Source organism: Streptomyces sp. NPDC059895, assembly GCF_042731035.1.
Lineage (GTDB): Bacteria > Actinomycetota > Actinomycetes > Streptomycetales > Streptomycetaceae > Streptomyces.
In genome coordinates, this window is record NZ_JBHWKO010000036.1 from 37,690 (window position 1) to 59,252 (window position 21,563).

Here is a 21,563-nt window from a genome sequence, read left to right on the forward strand (position 1 = left end):
GGCCTCCAGGGGACTGCTGCGTCCGACCGGCTCTCCGACCGGGTCGAGGTGCATACTAAGCGGTCGCTTGCCATGGGGGAACCTGTGACGCTCCTCACGACCGCTTGGGGCGCGCCCGCACGTGCATGCGCTCCCCCTGCGGTCCGAACAGGCTCAGGAACTCCGTCGGCCCCTCCCCCGTCGACCCGAACCAGTGCGGCACCCGGGTGTCGAACTCGACGGCCTCCCCCGCGGCCAGCACGAGGTCGTGATCGCCGAGGACCAGCCGCAACCGCCCGGACAGCACGTACAGCCACTCGTACCCCTCGTGGGTGCGCGGCTCCGGCTCGTCCGTGCGCGGCGGGACCAGCACCTTGAAGGCCTGGAGGCCGCCGGGCTGGCGGGTCAGCGGCCAGTACGTGCGCCCGTGCCGCACGATCGGCTGGGACTTCACCCGGGGGTCACGCACCGACGGCGCACCCACGAGTTCGTCCAGTGCCACCTCGTGGGCCCGGGCGATCGGCAGCAGCAGTTCCAGGCTGGGCTTGCGCAGGCCCGACTCCAGCCGGGAGAGCGTGCTCACCGAGATGCCGGTCGCCTCGGACAGTCCGCCCAGCGTCGCGCCCCGCTCCTTGCGGATCCGCCGCAGCCGCGGGCCGACCTCCGCGAGCACCTCGTCCACACCGTCGTCACTCATGAGTCCATTGCAGTTTCGGCAAATGAGTTTGTCAACACGGCAGTGAACGGATGACGGTGCCCGTGGAGGTGGTCACTCATGACCGAGGAATACGAAGTGATCGTGATCGGCGGTGGCGCGGCGGGTCTGTCCGCCGCCCTCGTCCTGGGCCGGGCCCGGCGCCGGACGCTGGTCGTGGACGCGGGCGAGCCGCGCAACGCGCCCGCCGCCCACATGCAGGGCTACCTGTCCCGGGACGGGATGCCGCCCGCCGAGTTCCTGGCCACCGGCCGTGCGGAGATCGCCCGGTACGGGGTGGAACTGGTCCGGGACCGGGCGGTGGACGCCGAGCGGGGCGAGGACTTCGCCGTTCGGCTCGCCGGGGATACCCCCTCCGGAGGCGGGCGGACCGTGCGCGCACGGGCGCTCGTCGTCGCCACCGGCCTGAGGGACGAGCTGCCCCCGGTCGAGGGCGTCGCCGCCCGCTTCGGCAGGGACGTGCTGCACTGCCCGTACTGCCACGGCTGGGAGGTGCGAGACCAGGCCTTCGGGGTACTCGCGACGAGCCCGCTGAGCGTCCACCAGGCGCTGATGGTGACCCAGTGGTCGAAGGACGTGACGTTCTTCCTGCACACGGTCGCCGAGCGGGAGCTGTCCGGCGAGGACCTGCGCCGGCTGGCCGCGGCCGGCGTGCGGGTGGTGCCGGGCGAGGTGGCCGGGCTGGTGGTGGAGGACGACCGGCTGACGGGCGTCCGGCTCACCGACGGCGGCGTCCACGCGCGGGAGACCCTGTTCGTCGCGCCCCGGGCCGTCCCGCGGACCGGCCTGCTGCGACGGCTGGGCGCCGAGATGACCGAGACGCCCTTCGGCACCTACCCGGTGGTCGACGCCCGGGGCCTGACCAGCGTGCCGGGCCTGTGGGCGGCGGGCAACGCCTCCGGCTTCGCCGAACAGGTGGTGAACGCGGCGAGCCGCGGCTACCGGGCCGGCGCCGCCGTCAACGGGGAGCTGCTGATGGCGGACCTCGACCGGGCCGCGGCGGCGCTGCGGGTGTAGCCCGCGGCCGCACCCGCCCCGGCATTGCACCCGCAGCGGCAACGCGGCCACCCGGCGCCGCGGGTGCCGTCCCCACCATGCCCACCCCAGCGCCACGGGTGCCGTCCCCAGCCGCGTGCCCGCCCCGGCGCCGCGAGCCCCGTCCCCACCGTGCCCGCCCCGGCGCCGCGGGTGTAGCGGGGACGCGGCCGGTGCACCATGGCTGCATGCTGCTGACCCGGCTCGCCGATGTGTCCCGGGAGGTCGCCGCCGCCTCGGCGCGCTCCCGCAAGATCGCTCTGCTCGCCGAGCTCTTCCGGGACGCGGAGGCCGAGGACGTGCCGATCGTCATCCCCTATCTGGCCGGACGGCTTCCCCAGGGCAGGCTCGGCGTCGGCTGGAAGGTGCTGGGCCGGCCGGTCGCCCCCGCCGTCGAACCGACCCTGACCGTGCGCGAGGTGGACGCCCGGCTCGGCGAGCTCGGCACGGTGGCGGGACCCGGCTCGCAGGCGGAACGGGTCCGGCTGGTCGGGGAGCTGATGGGCGCGGCCACCGAGCCCGAGCAGCGCTTCCTGCTCGGGCTGCTCACCGGCGAGGTCCGGCAGGGCGCGCTGGACGCGGTCGCGGTGGAGGGACTGGCGCAGGCCACCGGGGCGCCCCCGCCCCAGGTGCGGCGGGCCGTGATGCTGGCGGGCTCGCTCCAGACGGTGGCGCGGGCGCTGCTCACGGACGGTCCGGCGGCCCTGGAGCGGTTCCGGCTGACGGTGGGCCGCCCGGTGCTGCCGATGCTGGCGCACTCGGCGTCCTCGGTGACCGAGGCGGTCGGGAAGCTCGGCGCCTGCGCGGTCGAGGAGAAGCTGGACGGCATCCGCGTCCAGGTCCACCGCGACGGCGACAGCGTGCGGGTCCACACCCGCACCCTCGACGACATCACCGACCGCCTGCCCGAACTGACCGCGGCGGCACGCGAGCTGCGCGGGGAGCGGTTCATCCTGGACGGCGAGGTCATCGCCCTCGACGGCGCCGGCCGGCCGCGCTCCTTCCAGGAGACCGCGGGCCGGGTCGGCTCCCGGGTGGACGTGGAGACGGCCGCCCGGGAGGTCCCCGTCTCCCCCGTCTTCTTCGACGCGCTGTCCGTGGACGGCCGGGACCTGCTCGACCTGCCGTTCACCGAACGCCACGCGGAGCTGGCCCGGCTGGTGCCCGAGCCGATGCGGGTGCGGCGCACGGTCGTGTCCGGCCCGCGGGACACGGCGGCGGCCGAGGAGTTCCTCGCGGAGACCCTGCGACGCGGCCACGAGGGCGTCGTCGTCAAGGCCCTCGACGCGCCCTACAGCGCCGGCCGGCGCGGCGCGTCCTGGCTGAAGGTCAAGCCCGTGCACACCCTGGACCTGGTGGTCCTGGCCGCCGAGTGGGGCCACGGACGGCGTACCGGCAAGCTCTCCAACCTGCATCTCGGCGCCCGCACCGCCGACGGCAGCTTCGCCATGCTCGGCAAGACCTTCAAGGGCATGACCGACGCGATGCTCACCTGGCAGACCGGGCACCTGAGGGAGCTGGCCGTCCAGGAGCACGGCTGGGGGCTGACCGTACGCCCCGCCCTCGTCGTGGAGATCGCCTACGACGGTCTCCAGCGCTCCACCCGCTACCCGGCCGGCGTCACCCTGCGCTTCGCCCGCGTGTTGCGCTACCGCGAGGACAAGCGGCCCGAGGAGGCCGACAGCGTCGAGACCGTGCTCGCCGCGCACCCCGAGGTGCGTCCGTGACGGCGCGGCGCAGCGCGGGCCTGCTGCTGTTCCGGCGCACCGACACCGGCGTGGAGGTGCTGCTGGGGCACATGGGCGGCCCGTTCTGGGCGCGCCGGGAGGCCGGGGCGTGGACCGTGCCCAAGGGCGAGTACGAGCCCGACGAGCCCGCCTGGGAGGCCGCCCGCCGCGAGTTCCGGGAGGAACTGGGCGTCGCGCCGCCCGACGGGGAGGCGGTCGAGCTCGGTGAGGTCCGGCAGACGAACGGCAAGACCGTCACGGCCTGGGCGGTCGAGGCGGACCTCGATCCGGCGTCGGTCGAGCCCGGCACGTTCGTCATGGAGTGGCCGCCGCGGTCCGGGCGGACGCGGGAGTTCCCCGAGCTGGACCGGGTGGCCTGGTACGGCCTGGACCGGGCGCGCGAGGTGATCGTCAGGGCCCAGTCCGCGTTTCTGGACCGGCTGGCGGAGCACTCGGGCTGAGAGCGCACGCGTTGCGGGGCCCGGCGCGCCGCGCGAAGGTCGAAGCACAGTCGGTTTCCAGGAGGTCGGTCATGCCCATCGCGACGGTGAACCCGGCGAACGGCGAGACGCTCAAGACGTACGAGGCCATGGACGAGGAGGAGCTCGAACGCCGGCTCCAGCTCGCGCAGGCCACGTTCCGCACGTACCGCACGTCGGCGTTGGCCGAGCGGGCCCGGCTGATGGAGCGGGCCGCCGGCCTCCTCGACGAGGACGCGCCGGAGATCGCCCGGGTGATGACCACCGAGATGGGCAAGCCGGTCAAGCAGGCGCGGGCCGAGGCCGCGAAGTGCGCGAAGGCGATGCGCTGGTACGCCGGGCACGCGCAGGCGCTGCTCGCCGACGAGGAGCCGGCCGAGGCCGACGTGAGGGACTCCGGCGCCTCCCGCGCCCTGGTCCGCTACCGGCCGCTGGGCCCGGTCCTCGCGGTGATGCCGTGGAACTTCCCGCTGTGGCAGGTGGTCCGCTTCGCCGCGCCCGCGCTGATGGCCGGCAACGTCGGTCTGCTCAAGCACGCCTCGAACGTCCCGCAGACCGCCCTCTACCTGGAGGACCTGTTCCACCGGGCGGGCTTCACGGAGGGCTGCTTCCAGACCCTGCTGATCGGCTCCGGCGCGGTCGACGAGATCCTGCGCGACGAGCGGGTCAAGGCCGCCACCCTGACCGGCAGCGAGCCGGCCGGACGCGCGGTCGCCTCCACCGCCGGCGAGATGGTCAAGAAGACGGTGCTGGAGCTGGGCGGCAGCGACCCGTTCGTCGTGATGCCGTCCGCGGACGTCGACCGGGCCGCCGAGGTCGCGGTGACGGCACGGGTGCAGAACAACGGGCAGTCGTGCATCGCCGCCAAGCGGTTCGTCGTCCACACGGACGTGTACGACCGCTTCGCCGAGCGCTTCACCGAAGGGATGAGGGCGCTGAGGGTCGGGGACCCGCTGGAGGAGGACACCGAGGTCGGCCCGCTGGCGAGCGAGCGGGGGCGCGCCGACCTGGAGGAGCTGGTGGACGACGCGCGGCGCGGCGGCGCCCGCGTGCTGTGCGGCGGGGAACGTCCGGAGGGGCCCGGCTGGTACTACCCGCCGACCGTGCTGGCCGGCGTCACCCGTGAGATGCGGATCCACCGCGAGGAGGCGTTCGGGCCGGTCGCGACGCTGTACCGGGCCGCCGACCTGGACGAGGCGGTCCTCATCGCCAACGACAGCCCGTTCGGCCTGAGCTCCAACGTCTGGACGCGCGACGAGGCCGAGGTCGACCGTTTCGTCCGGGATCTGGAGGCGGGCGGGGTGTACGTCAACGGCATGACGGCGTCCCACCCGGCGTTCCCGTTCGGCGGGGTCAAGCGGTCGGGCTACGGGCGTGAGCTGTCCGGGCACGGAATCCGCGAGTTCTGCAACATCACCACGGTTTGGCACGGTGCGTGACCGTCGCGCGGCTACGATCCCGGGTGTGAACCGCGAAGTGACTCTGCCGCTGATCGTCGACGACCGCGGGACCCTCCAGGTGTCCGCGGCCGACGTGAGCAAGCTGCTGCGGACGCTGGGCGGCCGGTGGCTGCATCTCGTCGAGGCGGGCGCGGAGGGGCTGGACGAGGACACCGTCGCCGCGCTGACCATCGAGCTGGCGAAGCTGGCGGATCGCATCGATGTGGCGTGCATCGCGCACAGCAGCGGGAGCACTCCGTAGGGGGTGCGGCGTGTCGCCGGGTGCGGGCGCGTCGCGGCGCGTCGCGCCCACGCGGCGGAGCCGCACGTCGGCAGGGCCCCGCGCCCCTGAGCGCACCCAGGGGCGCGGGGAACTGCGCGACCAGCCACGACGCACCCGCGGACCGCGTCGCGCAGCTCCCCGCGGGGCGCTACCGGATCGGCATCCCGGACAGCGTCCGGGCGATGACGAGCCGCTGGATCTCGCTCGTCCCCTCGAAGATCGTGTAGATCGCGCTGTCGCGGTGCATGCGCTCCACCGGGTACTCCCGGGTGTAGCCGTTGCCGCCGAGGATCTGGACGGCCTGGGCCGTCACCTTCTTGGCCGTCTCGCTCGCGAACAGCTTGGACATCGACCCCTCGGCCGCGGTGAACGGCTTGCCGTTGATGGCCATCCAGGAGGCGCGCCAGACGAGGAGCCGGGCCGCGTCGATGGAGGTCCGCATGTCGGCGAGCTGGAAGGCGACCCCCTGGTTGTCGATGATCGGGCGGCCGAACTGCTCGCGGGTCATGGCGTAGTCGAGGGCGACCTCGTACGCGGCGCGGGCCGTACCGACGGCCATCGCGCCGACCGCCGGCCGCGAGGCCTCGAACGTGGCCATCGCCGCGTTCTTCACCCGCTCACCGGACTTGGCCCGCTCACGGGCCCGCGCGAGGCGCTCGTCCAGCTTGTCCTTGCCGCCGAGCAGGCAGGAGCCGGGGACGCGCACCTGGTCGAGGACGACCTCGGCGGTGTGCGAGGCGCGGATGCCGTGCTTCTTGAACTTCTGGCCCTGGGAGAGGCCGGGCGTGCCCGGCGGGACGATGAAGGACGCGTGGCCCTTGGAGCCGAGCTCGGGGTCGACGACCGCGACGACCACGTGGACGTTGGCGATGCCGCCGTTGGTCGCCCACGTCTTGGTGCCGTTGATCACCCACTCGTCCTTGGCCTCGTCGTAGACGGCCCGGGTGCGCAGCGAGGCGACGTCGGAGCCGGCGTCGGGCTCGGAGGAGCAGAAGGCGGCGACCTTGACGTCGCCGGCGTCGCCGTACATCTGGGGGATCCAGGTGCCGATCTGCTCCTCGGTGCCGTTGGCGAGGACGCCCACGGCGGCGAGGCCGGTGCCCACGATGGACAGGGCGATGCCGGCGTCGCCCCAGAAGAGTTCCTCCATGGCCATCGGGATGCCGAGGCCGGTCGGGTCGAAGTACTGCTGGGCGTAGAAGTCGAGGGAGTAGATGCCGACCTTCGCGGCCTCCTGGATGACCGGCCAGGGAGTCTCCTCACGCTCGTCCCATTCGGCGGCCGCGGGCCGGATGACGTCGGCGGCGAAGCCGTGCAGCCAGTCCCGTACCTCCTTCTGTTCGTCGTTGAGCTCCATGGTGAACTCGGCCATGTCCCCTCCAGCGGCGGGCAGTGCTTGTTACTAGCGGTAACCAAAGTCTGTTACCCGTCGGTAGGAAAAGTCAACTCCTGATGACACCTGGGCAGGCCCGTTCGATGTCAGGCTGTTGCCAGGTGTTAGTTTGCGCAGGCGTCACCGAATCAGCACGGGTGGGGAGAGCACATGGACACCACGCAGCGGACCGAGCAGCAGCGGTCCGCCGACCGCCGACGGCGCGAGCTGCTGGAGGCCGCGGACAGAGTGGTGCTCCGGGACGGCCCCCAGGCCTCGATGAACGCCATCGCCGCCGAGGCCGGCATCACCAAGCCGATCCTGTACCGGCACTTCGGGGACAAGGGCGGCCTGTACGCCGCCCTCGCCACCCGGCACACGGACGCGCTGCTGGACTCCCTGCGGGCGGCGCTGGACGCCCCGGCCGAGCGGCGGGAGCGGGTCGAGGCCACGCTGGACACCTACCTCGCGGCGATCGAGGCCCGCCCCCAGGTGTACCGGTTCCTGATGCACCCGGCGGAGGGCTCGCCCGGCGACCAGGGGTTCGACGTCGGCAAGCACTCGGCCCCGCTGCTGCGGCGGATGGGCGAGGAGCTGGCCCAGGTCATCGAGGACCGGCTGGACCTCGGCCCCGGGAGCCAGCAGCTCGCCCGGGTGTGGGGGCACGGCATCGTCGGGATGATGCACGCGGCCGGCGACTGGTGGCTGGGCGAGCGGCCCTGCTCCCGGGCCGAGCTGGTGCGGAGCCTGGCGGACCTGCTGTGGGGGCGGCTCGCGGCCGCCGGGGACCGGATCGGAGGCCCGGGGTTCTGACGGCGCCCGCGCCGCGGGGCGGACGGGAAGGCGACGACAGGGCCTGGCCAACCCGGACCTAAGCCGGTCCGCCGCCCCTGTGCCAGGAGGCCCGCGCCGCCTGCCGCATCAGTCTGCGCCGGCGCCGGCCGGTCAGCTGGTCCGCGTAGACGCGGCCCTCCAGGTGATCGCACTCGTGCTGGAGGCACCGGGCGAAGAAGCCCGTGCCGTGGACCCTGACCGGCTCCCCCGTCACCGTCACCCCCTCGACCACCGCGTGGTCGTACCGCTCCGTCCCCGCCTCCAGGCCCGGCAGGGACAGACAGCCCTCCGGGCCGCGCACCACGACCCCGTCGGCCTCCACCAGGCGCGGGTTCACCACATGGCCCAGATGGCGGACGTCCTCGTCGTCGGGGCAGTCGTAGACGAACACCCGCAGGGACTCCCCCACCTGGTTCGCGGCGAGGCCGACGCCCTGGGCCGCGTACATCGTGGCGAACATGTCCTCCACGAGACGGGCGAGCTCCGGGCCGAAGCCGGTGACCTCGTGGCAGGGGTCCCGCAGGACGGGGTCGCCGAGGAGAGTGAGGGGCCGGACCCGCCCATGGGCGCCCGGGATGGAGCCGTGTCGCATGGCGGCAAGGGTACGGTCCTTTCTGACACGGGCATGCCGCGCGCGGGGTCGGCCGGGTGCCGGGATTCGGGAGTGCGAATGGATCTCGATAGGCTGACCACCCACCACGTTGCCGTCAGGCTTCAGGCGCGGCGCGTACGCAAGGAGGATCGAGAACTGATGGCAGGCAACTCGGACCCGCTCACGCCGCGGGCCAAGCTGGCCGTGACCGCGGGCAAGGCGGTCGCGGCGGCATCGCGCGCCGCGGGGCGCGGCAGCGGTTCGGTGATCGGCGGCCGGGTGGCGCTGAAACTCGACCCCGACCTCCTCGCCCGGCTCGCACAGAACCTGGACGTCGTCCTGGTCTCGGCGACCAACGGCAAGACCACCACCACCCGGCTGATCGCGGAGGCGCTGCGGGCCGCGGGCCCGGTCGTGTCCAACGCGCTCGGCGCCAACATGCCCGCGGGCATCACCTCGGCGCTGGCGGGCGGCTCGGACTCCAAGTTCGGCGTGATCGAGGTCGACGAGAAGTACCTCGCGGGCGTGGCCCGGGACACCGCGCCCAAGTGCATCGCGCTGCTCAACCTCTCCCGCGACCAGCTCGACCGCGCCGCCGAGACCCGGATGCTCGCCGAGAACTGGCGCGAGGGGCTGGCCGGTTCCAAGGCCGTCGTCGTGGCGAACGCCGACGACCCGCTGGTGGTGTGGGCCGCGTCCTCCTCCCCCAACGTCGTCTGGGTCGCCGCCGGGCAGATGTGGAAGGACGACGCCTGGTCCTGCCCCTCCTGCGGCGGTGTGATGCAGCGCCCGGGAGACGACTGGTTCTGCGGCGAGTGCGGCTTCCGCCGGCCGACGCCGAGCTGGGTGCTCTCCGGCGACCACGTCCTCGACCCGCACGGCTCCGCCTGGCCGATCCACCTCCAGCTGCCGGGCCGCGCCAACAAGGCCAACGCCGCCTCCTCGGCAGCCGTGGCCGCCGTCTTCGGCGTGCCGCCGCAGGTGGCGCTGGAGCGCATGTACCAGGTGCAGGCCGTCGCCGGACGCTACGACGTCGTCCAGTTCATGGAGCGCGACCTGCGGCTGCTGCTGGCGAAGAACCCGGCCGGCTGGCTCGAGACGTTCAGCCTGATCGATCCGCCGCCCACCCCGGTCATCCTGTCGGTGAACGCGCGCGGCGCCGACGGCACCGACACCTCCTGGCTGTGGGACGTGGACTACACCCGTCTGACCGGCCACCCGATCTTCGTCATCGGCGACCGCAAGCTGGACCTCGCGGTGCGCCTGGAGGTCGCGGGCCAGCACTTCCAGGTGTGCGACAGCGTCGACCAGGCGGTGCAGGCGGCCCCGCCGGGCCGTATCGAGGTCATCGCGAACTACACCGCCTTCCAGGACCTGCGCCGCCGCGTCGGCAACTGAGACGAGGAACCATCACGTGATGAGCGACAACCAACTGCGGGTCGTCTGGGTCTACCCGGACCTGCTCAGCACCTACGGCGACCAGGGCAACGTCCTGGTCGTGGAGCGCCGGGCGCGGCAGCGCGGCCTCGACGTGGCGCGTCTCGACGTCCGCAGCGACCAGCCGATCCCGACCTCCGGCGACATCTACCTCATCGGCGGCGGCGAGGACCGGCCGCAGCGGCTCGCGGCGGAGCGGCTGCGCCGCGACGGGCACCTGTACCAGGCGGTGAACAACGGCGCGATCGTGTTCGCGGTCTGCGCCGGCTACCAGATCCTGGGTCACGAGTTCGTCAACGACCTCGGGCAGCGCGAGCCGGGCCTCGGCCTGCTCGACGTCACCACGGTGCGCGGCCAGGGCGAGCGGTGCGTCGGCGACGTCCTCGCCGACATCGACCCGCGTCTGGGCCTGCCGCCGCTGACCGGTTTCGAGAACCACCAGGGCGTCACCCACCTCGGCCCGACCGCCCGCCCCCTCGCCCGGGTCCAGCTCGGCAAGGGCAACGGCACCGGCGACGGCACCGAGGGCGCCTACAACGACACCGTGTTCGGCACGTACATGCACGGCCCGGTACTCGCCCGCAACCCGCTCATCGCGGACCTGCTGCTGAAGCTGGCGCTCGACGTGAACGCGCTCCCGCCGACCGACGACCACTGGTACGAGGCGCTGCGCAACGAGCGCATCACGGCGGCGCAGCAGCCCGCGTGACCGCGTGCCGCGGCGGCTCGTCCGACCAGCTGTTCACCTGATGGTCGGTCCACCGTCAGCAGCCCGTCTGACCGCGCATCCGCACAGGTGAGCAGGTCCGTCCAGCAGGCGGACGCGTTCTTCGGCCCCGCCCCCTTCTGCCGCTAGGGTGGCGGGGATCGAGCCGGACGACGCGGTCCGGACCCGGCCCCCGCGAAGAAGGTTGTATCGGGCTATGCGCATTGGTGTCCTCACGTCCGGCGGCGACTGCCCCGGCCTGAACGCCGTCATCCGGTCCGTCGTGCACCGTGCCGTCGCCGACCACGGCGACGAGGTCATCGGTTTCCGGGACGGCTGGAAGGGCCTCCTGGAGTGCGACTACCTCAAGCTCGACCTCGACGCGGTGGGCGGCATCCTCGCCCGCGGCGGCACGATCCTCGGCTCCTCCCGCGTCCAGCCCTCGCACCTGCGGGACGGCGTGGAGCGGGCCCGCGGCCACGTCGCGGAACTCGGCCTCGACGCCATCATCCCGATCGGCGGCGAGGGCACGCTCAAGGCGGCCCGTCTGATGTCGGACAGCGGCCTGCCCGTGGTGGGCGTGCCGAAGACCATCGACAACGACATCGCGGTCACCGACGTCACCTTCGGCTTCGACACGGCCGTGGGCGTGGCGACGGAGGCCCTCGACCGGCTGAAGACCACCGCCGAGTCCCACCAGCGGGTCCTCGTCGTGGAGGTCATGGGCCGCCACACCGGCTGGATAGCGCTGCACTCGGGCATGGCGGCCGGCGCCCACGCCATCGTCGTGCCCGAGCGGCCGTTCGACATCGAGGAGCTCGCCGCGCGGGTGGGCGAGCGGTTCGACGCGGGCAAGCGGTTCGCGATCGTCGTCGCGGCGGAGGGCGCCAAGCCGAAGCCCGGGACCATGGCCTTCGACGAGGGCGGCAAGGACATCTACGGGCACGAGCGGTTCGCCGGCATCGCGCGGCAGCTCTCCCTCGAGCTGGAGTCCCGGCTCGGCAAGGAGGCCCGTCCCGTGATCCTCGGGCATGTGCAGCGGGGCGGTACGCCCACCGCGTACGACCGGGTGCTGGCCACCCGCTTCGGGTGGCACGCCGTGGAGGCGGTGCACCGGGGTGAGTTCGGGATGATGACGGCGCTGCGCGGCACGGACATCGTGATGGTGTCGCTGGCGGAGGCGGTCGAGACGCTCAAGACCGTTCCGGAGGAGCGGTACGCCGAGGCGGAGACGGTGCTGTAGCCGTCCGGCGAGATCCTCCGGCCCCCGGTGACCGAGGTCGCCGGGGGCCTCTCTACTCTTGAGGGCGGCCGGAAACGTACATCCCCCCACGAATCAGGAGCCGCCGAACATGGATCACAGCGGGCACGGCATGACCATGGATCTGCCGCCGTTCACGCTGGGGCGGGGTCTTCAGTGGTCGGCGGACCCCTTCTTCCTCGTCGCCTGCCTGCTGGGGCTCGGCCTGTACGTGTGGGGGGTCGCCCGGTTGCGCCGGCGCGGGGACGCGTGGCCGGTGTCGCGGACGGTGGCGTACGTCGTGGGCGTGCTGACCGTGGCGCTGGTGACGTGCACCCGGCTGAACGACTACGGCATGGTCATGTTCAGCGTGCACATGGTGCAGCACATGGTGATCAGCATGCTGTCGCCGATCCTGATCCTGCTCGGCGCGCCCGTCACCCTGGCGCTGCGCGCGCTGCCGACGGCGGGCCGGGGGCGCAAGGGGCCGCGTGAGCTGCTGCTGATGCTGCTGCACAGCCGGTACCTGCGGGTGATCACGCACTTCGCCTTCACGATCCCGCTGTTCATCGCGAGCCTGTACGCGCTGTACTTCACGCCGCTCTTCGACTTCCTGATGGGCTCCAGGGCGGGGCACATCGCGATGATGGTGCACTTCCTCGCGGTCGGCGTGGTGTTCTTCTGGCCGATCATGGGCGTGGACCCGGGGCCCAACCGGCCGGGACACCTGATGCGGATGCTGGAGCTGTTCGCCGGCATGCCGTTCCACGCGTTCTTCGGCATCGCGCTGATGATGGCGTCGACGCCGATGGTCACGTCGTTCGAGAACCCGCCGGCCTCCCTCGGCATCGATGCCCTCTCCGACCAGAACGCGGCCGGCGGCATCGCCTGGGCGTTCAGCGAGATCCCGTCCGTGCTGGTCCTCATCGCCCTGCTCTTCCAGTGGTACGGGTCGGAGCAGCGGCAGGCCAAGCGCAAGGACCGGGCCGCCGACCGGGACGGCGACAAGGAGCTCGAGGCGTACAACGCCTATCTGGCCTCGCTGAGCGCACGCCAGGACTGACGGGCCTGCCACGAACGGCGGAACCAGGGCACCATGGAGGGGGACGCGCCCTGCGGAGGGCGCGCCGGAGGAGGGTGTCGCGATGCCCGGTACCACGGACGGCTCCACGAAGACCATGGGGGTGATCACCCTCGGGGGGCTCGTGGTGGTGACCGCCTACACGGTGGCTCTCGGCAGCAACGGCTGGCTGTGGTTCGGCTGGGTCGTGCTCGGGCTGATCACGCTCGCGCTGGTGGTGACCCGCACCCCCTGAGACCGGCCCGGGGCGGGTCGGGGGCAGGGCCGTTCGGGTCCGGACGGGTCCGGACGGTGTTCAGCCGGTCCGGACGGTGTTCAGCCGGACCAGGCGGCGTTCAGCCGGGCCGGGCGGCGTTCAGCCGGGCCCGGGGCGGGCCGCCGGGTGGACCCCCGGCCGGTACTTCGGCAGCCGGGCGGTGATCTTCATCCCGGCCCCGGGCGCGGTCTCGATGACCAGGCCGTGGTCGTCGCCGTACACCTGGCGGAGCCGGTCGTCGACGTTGGACAGGCCGATCCCGCCGGACGGGCTCACCTCGCCCGCCAGGATGCGGCGCAGCAGGTCCGGGTCCATGCCGGCGCCGTCGTCCTCGATCACGACGAGCGCCTCGGCGCCGGCGTCCTGGGCGGTGATCTGGATGTGGCATTTGTCGGTCTTGCCCTCCAGGCCGTGCTTGACGGCGTTCTCCACCAGGGGCTGGAGGCACAGGAACGGCAGGGCGACCGGGAGGACCTCCGGGGCGATCTGGAGGGTGACGGAGAGGCGGTCGCCGAAGCGGGCGCGGACCAGCGCCAGGTAGTGGTCGATGGCGTGGAGCTCGTCGGCGAGGGTGGTGAAGTCGCCGTGCCGCCGGAACGAGTAGCGGGTGAAGTCGGCGAACTCCAGCAGCAGCTCCCGGGCGTGCTCGGGGTCGGTGCGGACGAACGACGCGATCACCGCGAGCGAGTTGAACACGAAGTGCGGTGAGATCTGGGCGCGCAGGGCCTTGAGCTCGGCCTCGATGAGGCGGGTGCGGGACCGGTCGAGGTCGGCCAGCTCCAGCTGGACGCTGACCCAGCGGGCGACCTCCCCGGCGGCCCGGACGAGGACCGCGGACTCGCGGGGCGCGCAGGCGACGAGGGCGCCGTGCACCCGGTCGTCGACGGTGAGCGGGGCGACGACGGCCCAGCGGACGGGGCAGTCGGGGGTGTCGCAGGCCAGCGGGAAGGCCTCGCCGCGGCCGGTGTCGAGCGGGCCGGCCAGCCGGGCCGTGATCTCGGCGCGGTGGTGGGCGCCCACGCCGTCCCAGACCAGCACCTGCCGGCGGTCGGCCAGGCAGAGGGCGTCCGTGCCGAGGAGTACGCGCAGTCGGCGGGCGGACTTGCGGGCCGTCTCCTCCGTCAGGCCGGCCCGCAGCGGGGGTGCGGCGAGCGAGGCGGTGTGCAGGGTCTGGAAGGTGGCGTGCTCGACAGGGGTGCCGAGGCCGCCCAGGGTCTCGGGGCGGGCGGTGCGCCGGCCGAGCCAGAACCCGGCGGCGAGGAACGGCAGGATCGCGATGCACAGGCCCGCCAGGAAGCCGCTCACGCCTTCACCTCCGCCGCCCGCAGCTCCTCGGGGAGGTGGAAGCGGGCCAGGACCGCCGCCGTGCCGGGCGGGACCCGGCCCGCGGTGGCCAGGGACACCAGGACCATGGTGAGGAAGCCCAGCGGGACGGACCACAGGGCGGGCCAGGCGAGCAGGGCGTGCGGGGTTCCCGTCACGGGGAGGCCGGCCATGGTCGCGGCGACCGCGGCGAACGCCGAACCGCCGCCCACCAGCATCCCGCAGGCCGCGCCGGGCGGGGTGAGCCGCCGCCACCAGATGCCGAGGACGAGCAGCGGACAGAACGAGGACGCGGAGACCGCGAAGGCCAGCCCCACCGCGTCCGCCACCGGCAGCCCGCCCACCAGCAGGCTCGCCCCCAGTGGGACGGCCATGGCGAGGCCGGTGCCGAGCCGGAAGTGGCGCACGCCGCGCGAGGGCAGCACGTCCTGGGTGAGCACGCCCGCCACGGCCATGGTCAGCCCCGACGCGGTGGACAGGAACGCGGCGAAGGCGCCCCCGGCGACCAGCGCGCCGAGCAGGTCGCCGCCGAGGCCGCCGATCACCCGGTCCGGCAGCAGCAGCACGGCGGCGTCGGCGTCACCGGTGAGGGCGAGTTCGGGGGCGTAGATGCGGCCCAGCGCGCCGTAGAGGGGCGGGAGCAGGTAGAAGCCGCCGATGAGGGCGAGGACGGCGACGGTGGTGCGGCGGGCGGCGACGCCGTGCGGGCTGGTGTAGAAGCGGACGACGACGTGGGGCAGGCCCATGGTGCCGAGGAAGGTCGCGAGGATCAGCCCGTACGTGGCGTACAGGGGGCGGTCCTCACGGCCGGCGGCGAGGGAGGTGGACATGCCGCCGTTGCCGCCGCGGTCGGCGGTGGGGACGGCGGTGCCCCGCGGGAAGGTGAGACGGGTGCCCTCCTCGATGCGGTGGGTGCCGGCCGGGAGGCGGAGTTCGGCGCCGTGGTGGCGGCGGCCGTCGACGGTGCCGTCCACGGTCACGGTCAGGGGCCGCTCCAGCCTGAGGTCGAGGCGGTCGTCGACCCGGACGGACCGCTGGTCGCGGAAGGCGGGCGGTTCCTCGAAGACGTGCCGGGGTGCGCCGTCGCCCTGCCAGGCGAGGACCAGGAAGAGGGCCGGGACGAGGAGCGCGGTCAGCTTGAGCCAGTACTGGAAGGCCTGGACGAAGGTGATGCTGCGCATGCCGCCCGCGGCGACGGTCGCGGTGACGACGACGGCCACGATCAGACCGCCCAGGGTGTCGGGGGCCCCGGTGAGGACGGTCAGCGTCAGCCCGGCGCCCTGGAGCTGCGGCAGCAGGTAGAGCCAGCCGACGCCCACGACGAAGGCGCCCGCGAGCCGCCGTACCGCCTGGGAGGCGAGGCGGGCCTCGGCGAAGTCGGGGAGGGTGTAGGCGCCGGAGCGGCGCAGCGGGGCGGCGACGAACAGCAGCAGCACCAGGTATCCGGCGGTGTAGCCGACCGGGTACCAGAGCATGTCCGGGCCCTGGACGAGGACCAGGCCGGCGATGCCCAGGAAGGACGCGGCGGACAGGTACTCGCCGCTGATGGCGGCCGCGTTGAGGCGGGGGCCCACGGTGCGGGAGGCGACGTAGAAGTCGGAGGTCGTGCGGGAGATCCGCAGGCCGAAGGCGCCGACCAGGACGGTCGCCACGACGACGAGGGCGACGGCGGGGACGGCGAACGCCGAGTTCACCGGTCCTCCACCAGCCGCACCAGGTCGCGTTCGTTGCGTTCGGCGCGGCGGACGTACCAGCGGGCGAGCAGGACGAGCGGGGCGTAGAGGCCGAAGCCGAGGACCGCCCACTCCAGGCGGCGGGCGTCGGGCATCGCCGCGAACAGCAGCGGCAGCGGGCCGACGAGGAGGACCAGGACGGCGAAGGCGGTGAGCGCGGCGCGCAGCTGGGTGCGCATCAGGGAGCGGACGTAGGTGTGGCCGAGGGTGGTCTGCTCGTCTATCTCGGTGCGCGGGCGGTGGTGGCCGGAGGCATGGGGGTACCGCCCGCGCGAGCGAAGCCGAGCGTGGGGGAGGGTGCGCCGGGGCGGGCCGGTGACGACGACGCGGCGCTCGGCGGGGTCCTGGTGGGGCACCTCACGGCCTCCTCATCAGCAGGTCCCGCAGTTCACGGGCGTGCCGGCGGCTGACCTGGAGCTCCTCGCCGCCGACCAGGACACTCACGGTGCCCGCGTCGAGGCGGAGCTCGGCGACATGGCGCAGGGCGACGAGGTGGCGGCGGTGGATGCGGACGAAGCCGCGGGCACGCCAGCGCTCCTCCAGGGTGGAGAGCGGGATCCGCACCAGGTGGCTGCCGCGGTCGGTGTGCAGCCGGGCGTAGTCGCCCCGGGCCTCGACGTGGGTGATGTCGTCGACGGCGACGAACCGGGTCACCCCGCCGAGCTCGACGGGTATGTGGTCGGGGTCGGGCTCGTGGACCGGGATGCGGGGGGCCGTGCCGCGCAGCTCGGCGGCCCGGCGTACGGCCTCGGCGAGGCGTTCCGCGCGGACCGGTTTGAGGACGTAGTCGACGGCCTTGAGGTCGAAGGCCTGGACGGCGAAGTCCTCGTGGGCGGTGACGAACACGACCAGCGGCGGGCGGGCGAAGCCGGTGAGCAGCCGGGCCAGGTCGAGGCCGTCCAGGCCGGGCATCTGGATGTCGAGGAAGACGACGTCGACGGCTTCGGGGCCGTCGGGGCCGGACTCCAGGGCGCGGTTGATCCGGCGCAGTGCCTCGGTCGCGTCACCGGCGCCCTCCACGCTCCCGATCCGTGGGTCGGCGGCGAGCAGGTACAGCAGCTCCTCCAGCGAGGGGCGTTCGTCGTCGACGGCGAGGGCGCGCAGCATGAACGTGGAGTGTAGGGGCGATCCGCACGGCTGGACACGTGCCGGGGCAGGGACGTATCCGCTGGATACAGTGCGGACATGAGCAGCACACCGCCGCCGTTCGACGGACTCGACCGGAAGATCCTCACCGCGTTGATGGCGAACGCCAGGACGAGCTTCGCCGAGATCGGCTCGGCGGTCGGGCTGTCGGCGACGGCGGTCAAGCGCCGGGTGGACCGGCTGCGGGACAGCGGGGTGATCACCGGGTTCACGGCGACGGTGAGGCCGTCGGCGCTGGGCTGGCGCACGGAGGCGTACGTGGAGGTGTACTGCGAGGGCGCGGCGCCGCCGCGGCGGCTCGCGGAGGTCGTGCGCAACCATCCGGAGATCACCGCGGCGATGACCGTGACCGGCGGGGCGGACGCCCTGCTGCACGTGCGGGCGCGGGACGTGGAGCACTTCGAGGAGGTGCTGGAGCGCATCCGGGTCGAGCCGTTCATCCGGAAGACGATCAGTGTGATGGTGCTGTCGCACCTGCTGCCGGAGAGCCCGGAGGCCGGCGCCACCCAGGTGGCTCCCGATGACGGCGGGTGACGCAGCGGTCGTGCGCCGGGCGGGACGATTGCGCAGTGATCCTGCGTGAACACGCAGTAGTCATTCCTTGTCGGGCGTCCTGTCGCTTTCTACCGTGGTGTCAACCACACGTCGACATCCGTCGACACCGCAGTGACACCGCAGGAAAAGCGGAGGAACCCCTCTGTGACCGTCAGCCGTGTGCCGCGCTCTCGGCGCTTCCTGGTCTGTGACCCCAGACATTTCGCCGTGCAGTACGCGATCAACCCCTGGATGCATCCCGACACCCCCGTCGACGTCGACCTCGCCCGTGATCAGTGGCAGGCCCTGATCCGCGCCTACCGCGCCCACGGCCACACCGTGGACACCGTGGAGCCGGCCCCCGGCCTGCCCGACATGGTCTTCGCCGCGAACTCGGCGGTCGTCGTGGACGGCCGCGTCTTCGGCTCCCTCTTCCACGCGCCGCAGCGGCGGCCCGAGTCCGTGCACTACGACACCTGGTTCAAGGCGGCGGGCTACGACGTCCACCGGCCCGAGTCCGTCTGCGAGGGCGAGGGCGACCTGGTGTGGACGGGGCGGTACCTGCTGGCCGGCACCGGGTTCCGCACCACCCGGGAGGCGCACCGCGAGGCGCAGGAGTTCTTCGGCCACCCGGTGATCAGCCTGACCCTGGTGGACCCGCACTTCTACCACCTCGACACGGCGCTGTTCGTCCTGGACGGCGGGCCCGGAGAGAACATCGCGTACTACCCGGAGGCGTTCTCGCCGGGCAGCCGGGAGGTGCTGGCGCGGCTGTACCCGGACGCGGTGCTCGCGACCCGCGAGGACGCGCTGGCGTTCGGGCTCAACTCCGTCTCCGACGGCCGCAACGTCTTCATCGCCCCGCGTGCGGAGGCGCTCGCCGCCCGTCTGGCCGATCGTGGCTATGTCCCCGTCCCCGTCGACCTGTCGGAGTTCCAGAAGGCCGGCGGCGGCATCAAGTGCTGCACCCAGGAGATCCGCTCATGACCGCACCCGCCCGTACGCGTACCTCCGCCGACCTGATCCGGGCCGAGGAGCCCGTCCTGGCGCACAACTACCACCCGCTGCCCGTGGTGGTGGCGCGCGCCGAGGGCGCCTGGGTGGAGGACGTCGAGGGCCGCCGGTACCTCGACATGCTGGCCGGCTACTCGGCGCTGAACTTCGGCCACCGCCATCCGGCGCTGGTCGAGGCGGCGCACCGCCAGCTGGACCGCCTCACCCTCACCTCCCGCGCCTTCCACAACGACCGGCTCGCCGAGTTCGCCGAGCGGCTCGCGGAGCTGACCGGCCTGGACATGGTGCTGCCGATGAACACCGGCGCCGAGGCGGTCGAGAGCGGCGTCAAGGTGGCGCGCAAGTGGGCGTACGAGGTGAAGGGCGTCCCGGCCGACCGGGCCACGATCGTGGTGGCGGCGGACAACTTCCACGGCCGTACGACGACGATCGTGAGCTTCTCGACGGACGAGACGGCGCGGCGCGGTTTCGGGCCGTTCACCCCGGGCTTCCGGATCGTGCCGTACAACGACCTCGCGGCGATGGAGGCGGCGGTCGACGGGACGACCGCGGCGGTGCTGATCGAGCCGATCCAGGGCGAGGCGGGCGTCGTCATCCCCGACGACGGCTACCTCGCGGGCGTCCGTGAGCTGACCCGCCGGGCCGGGTGCCTGTTCGTCGCCGACGAGATCCAGTCCGGGCTCGGCCGCACGGGCCGCACCCTGGCCGTGGAGCACGAGGGCGTCGTGCCCGACGTGCTGCTGCTCGGCAAGGCGCTGGGCGGCGGCATCGTGCCGGTGTCGGCGGTCGTCGCGCGGCGCGAGGTGCTGGGCGTCCTGCGTCCGGGTGAGCACGGGTCGACCTTCGGGGGCAATCCGCTGGCGGCCGCGGTCGGCACGGCGGTGGTGGAGCTGCTGGCGACGGGCGAGTTCCAGCGCCGGGCGGCCGAGCTGGGCGTCGTCCTGCGGGACGGTCTGACCGGGCTGGTCGGCAAGGGTGTGGTGGGCTTCCGCGCGCGCGGGCTGTGGGCGGGGGTCGACGTGGACCCGGCGGTGGGCACCGGGCGGGAGATCGGGGAGCGGTTGCTGGCGGAGGGCGTCCTGGTCAAGGACACGCACGGCTCCACCATCCGGCTGGCACCGCCGTTGACGATCACCGCGGAGGAACTGGAGTCGGCCCTGGGGGCGCTGGAGCGGGTGTTGCGCCGGGCGGGCTGAGGGGCTACGCCCGACGGGGCACGGGAGGAGGGTGGCCGCGGGGCCCGCGGTCGCGGCACGCCGTGCCCGTTCCGGTGCGCGGGGCGGGACGGGACGGCGCGGGGCGTCCCCGCTCAGCACCGGGGCGGCCGCCCGCCGCCACCCTGGGACCCGCCTCCCCCGGAGGAAGCCGCCTCCGTCGGAGGGACCCGCATCGCGCACATCGTGGATGCGCAGGGTGAAGATGGAGGCAAGTGGTGGCGGACCACTCTCAGCGACAGAGAGGTCGACCGTGGGCTCACACGACGAGGACGACGTTGCCCGCCGGCGGTTCGACGTGGCGGACGCCGCGCCCCTGCTGCTCGACGCACGGGGTGTGGTGACGAGCTGGACCCGGGAGGCCGAGCGGCTGCTGGGGTACGCGGCCGTCGAGGCGGTGGGCAAGGACCTGGCCGGGCTGCTGGCCCACGGGGACGCCGAACGGATGCCGGACGTGCTGGAGCGGTGCCGCCGGGACGGCGGGTGGGCGGGGCTGCTGGCGGCCCGCCGCGCGGACGGGCAGACGGTTGCGGTCATGGCCCGGATCACCTCGGCGGACGAGCCCGGCGGGCCGGGGCGCTGGCTGATGCTGCTGAACGAGAGGGGCGACGCCCCCGGCTGGAGCATGAGCCGTCAGGTGCTGGAGCAGCTGGTGGCCGGTTCGCCGATCGGTATCGCCATCGTCGACACCGACCTGCGCTTCGTGTGGTCGAACACGGCCCTGAGCCGGTTCGGCGGCGGCCCGCCCGAGCGCCGGCTGGGTCTGCGGTTCGCGGACGTCCAGCCGGGCCTGGACGCGGAGGGGGTCGAGGCCGAGATGCGGCACGTGCTGGAGAGCGGCGAGACCGTCGTCGGCTACGAGCACGTGGGGCGCGTCCGGGCGGCGCCGCACCGGGAGACCGCGCACGTGATGTCGTTCACCCGCCTCGACGACGAGCACGGGCGGCCGATGGGCGTCTATTACACGGTCGTGGACATCACCGACCGCCACCGTGCCCGGCGGCGTCTGGCCCTGCTGGACCGGGCCGGCCGGCGCATCGGCCGCAGTCTGGACATCGCGCGGACCGGGCAGGAGCTCGCCGACGTGGCGGCGGCCGGTTTCGCCGACTCCGTCGCCGTGGATCTGCTGGAGCCGGTGCTGCGGGGTGCGGAGCCCGCCGCGGAGCGGGCGGCGGGCGAGACCGTGGTGCTGCACCGGGTCGGGCAGCGGTCGGGAGCGGAGGAGGCCGGTGACGACCTCACCGGCTCCGGCACCGGCACGGAGTCGGGCTCGGGCTCCGGCACCGGCTCCGGTACGGAGTCCGGCTCGGGCTCCGGCACCGGCACCGATACGGAGTCCGGCTCGGGCTCCGGCACCGGCACCGATACGGAGTCCGGCTCGGGCTCCGGCACCGGCACCGATACGGAGTCCGGCTCGGGCTCCG

22 protein-coding genes are annotated in these 21,563 nt (G+C 73.5%); 15 read left to right on the forward strand and 7 right to left on the reverse strand.

The window, feature by feature from the left end:
• Positions 1 to 94: 94 nt before the first annotated feature.
• Complete coding sequence (locus ACFV9M_RS31055; protein WP_385074697.1) at positions 95 to 676, reverse strand: helix-turn-helix domain-containing protein; 582 nt, start codon at positions 674 to 676, stop codon at positions 95 to 97.
• 78 nt (positions 677 to 754) lie between these two features.
• Between ACFV9M_RS31055 and ACFV9M_RS31060 the strand changes: the two genes are divergently transcribed.
• The 5 genes from ACFV9M_RS31060 (at position 755) to ACFV9M_RS31080 (ending at position 5,636) form a co-directional block, all read left to right on the forward strand.
• A complete protein-coding gene (locus ACFV9M_RS31060; protein WP_385074695.1) occupies positions 755 to 1,711 on the forward strand; it encodes an NAD(P)/FAD-dependent oxidoreductase in 957 nt (318 codons plus the stop codon).
• Positions 1,712 to 1,917: 206 nt separating this feature from the next.
• On the forward strand, positions 1,918 to 3,456 hold the full coding sequence (locus tag ACFV9M_RS31065) for an ATP-dependent DNA ligase (RefSeq protein ID WP_385074692.1): 1,539 nt from the start codon (positions 1,918 to 1,920) through the stop codon (positions 3,454 to 3,456).
• Positions 3,453 to 3,917 carry an NUDIX domain-containing protein gene (locus ACFV9M_RS31070; RefSeq protein ID WP_385074689.1) on the forward strand — a complete coding sequence of 155 codons (465 nt, stop codon included), beginning with the start codon at positions 3,453 to 3,455 and terminating at the stop codon, positions 3,915 to 3,917. Before ACFV9M_RS31065 ends, ACFV9M_RS31070 begins: the two co-directional genes overlap by 4 nt.
• A 71-nt stretch (positions 3,918 to 3,988) precedes the next feature.
• Complete coding sequence (locus tag ACFV9M_RS31075) at positions 3,989 to 5,374, forward strand: NADP-dependent succinic semialdehyde dehydrogenase (protein WP_385074688.1); 1,386 nt, start codon at positions 3,989 to 3,991, stop codon at positions 5,372 to 5,374.
• A gap of 25 nt (positions 5,375 to 5,399) precedes the next feature.
• Positions 5,400 to 5,636, forward strand: coding sequence for a DUF6213 family protein (locus tag ACFV9M_RS31080; RefSeq protein WP_358794725.1), 237 nt, complete (start codon positions 5,400 to 5,402; stop codon positions 5,634 to 5,636).
• A 169-nt stretch (positions 5,637 to 5,805) separates the two neighbouring features.
• Here ACFV9M_RS31080 and ACFV9M_RS31085 read toward each other — a convergent pair whose 3' ends face one another.
• Positions 5,806 to 7,029, reverse strand: coding sequence for an acyl-CoA dehydrogenase family protein (locus ACFV9M_RS31085; protein WP_385074686.1), 1,224 nt, complete (start codon positions 7,027 to 7,029; stop codon positions 5,806 to 5,808).
• A gap of 171 nt (positions 7,030 to 7,200) precedes the next feature.
• On the opposite strand from ACFV9M_RS31085, the gene ACFV9M_RS31090 reads away from it, so the two are divergent.
• Positions 7,201 to 7,842 (forward strand): TetR family transcriptional regulator, encoded by a 642-nt coding sequence (locus ACFV9M_RS31090; protein ID WP_385074684.1) that lies wholly within the window; start codon positions 7,201 to 7,203, stop codon positions 7,840 to 7,842.
• A 58-nt stretch (positions 7,843 to 7,900) separates the two neighbouring features.
• Here the strand turns inward: ACFV9M_RS31090 and def are convergent, their stop codons facing one another.
• Positions 7,901 to 8,455: a peptide deformylase gene (def, locus tag ACFV9M_RS31095; RefSeq protein ID WP_385074681.1), complete on the reverse strand. Its 555-nt coding sequence runs from the start codon at positions 8,453 to 8,455 to the stop codon at positions 7,901 to 7,903.
• Positions 8,456 to 8,614: 159 nt separating this feature from the next.
• Here def and ACFV9M_RS31100 point away from each other — a divergent pair, with 159 nt between their 5' ends.
• From ACFV9M_RS31100 to ACFV9M_RS31120, 5 genes are all read left to right on the forward strand, one after another.
• Positions 8,615 to 9,853 carry a MurT ligase domain-containing protein gene (locus tag ACFV9M_RS31100; RefSeq protein WP_385074678.1) on the forward strand — a complete coding sequence of 413 codons (1,239 nt, stop codon included), beginning with the start codon at positions 8,615 to 8,617 and terminating at the stop codon, positions 9,851 to 9,853.
• Positions 9,854 to 9,872: 19 nt separating this feature from the next.
• On the forward strand, positions 9,873 to 10,601 hold the full coding sequence (locus tag ACFV9M_RS31105) for a type 1 glutamine amidotransferase (RefSeq protein WP_385074676.1): 729 nt from the start codon (positions 9,873 to 9,875) through the stop codon (positions 10,599 to 10,601).
• Between the two features lie 214 nt (positions 10,602 to 10,815).
• Entirely contained in the window at positions 10,816 to 11,841 is a 1,026-nt protein-coding gene (locus ACFV9M_RS31110) for a 6-phosphofructokinase (RefSeq protein ID WP_385074674.1), read from the forward strand.
• Positions 11,842 to 11,950: 109 nt separating this feature from the next.
• On the forward strand, positions 11,951 to 12,901 hold the full coding sequence (locus ACFV9M_RS31115) for a cytochrome c oxidase assembly protein (protein ID WP_385074672.1): 951 nt from the start codon (positions 11,951 to 11,953) through the stop codon (positions 12,899 to 12,901).
• A gap of 82 nt (positions 12,902 to 12,983) precedes the next feature.
• Complete coding sequence (locus tag ACFV9M_RS31120; protein ID WP_385074669.1) at positions 12,984 to 13,154, forward strand: hypothetical protein; 171 nt, start codon at positions 12,984 to 12,986, stop codon at positions 13,152 to 13,154.
• Between the two features lie 120 nt (positions 13,155 to 13,274).
• On the opposite strand, the gene ACFV9M_RS31125 is transcribed toward ACFV9M_RS31120, so the two are convergent.
• From ACFV9M_RS31125 to ACFV9M_RS31140, 4 genes are read right to left on the reverse strand one after another with little or no spacing between them, the layout of a single operon-like run.
• The gene (locus tag ACFV9M_RS31125) at positions 13,275 to 14,480 is read right to left on the reverse strand and encodes a sensor histidine kinase (protein ID WP_385074667.1); all 1,206 of its coding nucleotides are present in this window, start codon (positions 14,478 to 14,480) and stop codon (positions 13,275 to 13,277) included.
• On the reverse strand, positions 14,477 to 16,192 hold the full coding sequence (locus ACFV9M_RS31130; protein ID WP_385074664.1) for a cation acetate symporter: 1,716 nt from the start codon (positions 16,190 to 16,192) through the stop codon (positions 14,477 to 14,479). The genes ACFV9M_RS31125 and ACFV9M_RS31130 overlap by 4 nt, the downstream gene beginning before the upstream one ends.
• On the reverse strand, positions 16,189 to 16,587 hold the full coding sequence (locus ACFV9M_RS31135; protein ID WP_385074662.1) for a hypothetical protein: 399 nt from the start codon (positions 16,585 to 16,587) through the stop codon (positions 16,189 to 16,191). The genes ACFV9M_RS31130 and ACFV9M_RS31135 overlap by 4 nt, the downstream gene beginning before the upstream one ends.
• 1 nt (position 16,588) lies before the next feature.
• Positions 16,589 to 17,338: a LytR/AlgR family response regulator transcription factor gene (locus ACFV9M_RS31140; protein WP_385074659.1), complete on the reverse strand. Its 750-nt coding sequence runs from the start codon at positions 17,336 to 17,338 to the stop codon at positions 16,589 to 16,591.
• 78 nt (positions 17,339 to 17,416) lie between these two features.
• On the opposite strand from ACFV9M_RS31140, the gene ACFV9M_RS31145 reads away from it, so the two are divergent.
• The 4 genes from ACFV9M_RS31145 to ACFV9M_RS31160 all read left to right on the forward strand — a co-directional run.
• Positions 17,417 to 17,911: an Lrp/AsnC family transcriptional regulator gene (locus ACFV9M_RS31145; protein ID WP_385074656.1), complete on the forward strand. Its 495-nt coding sequence runs from the start codon at positions 17,417 to 17,419 to the stop codon at positions 17,909 to 17,911.
• A gap of 165 nt (positions 17,912 to 18,076) precedes the next feature.
• Positions 18,077 to 18,898 carry a dimethylargininase gene (ddaH, locus tag ACFV9M_RS31150; RefSeq protein WP_385074653.1) on the forward strand — a complete coding sequence of 274 codons (822 nt, stop codon included), beginning with the start codon at positions 18,077 to 18,079 and terminating at the stop codon, positions 18,896 to 18,898.
• Positions 18,895 to 20,121 carry an ornithine--oxo-acid transaminase gene (rocD, locus tag ACFV9M_RS31155; protein ID WP_385074651.1) on the forward strand — a complete coding sequence of 409 codons (1,227 nt, stop codon included), beginning with the start codon at positions 18,895 to 18,897 and terminating at the stop codon, positions 20,119 to 20,121. The genes ddaH and rocD overlap by 4 nt, the downstream gene beginning before the upstream one ends.
• Positions 20,122 to 20,392: 271 nt before the next feature.
• A partial coding sequence (locus ACFV9M_RS31160; protein WP_385102590.1) for a PAS domain-containing protein occupies positions 20,393 to 21,563 on the forward strand: 1,171 nt, incomplete at its 3' end.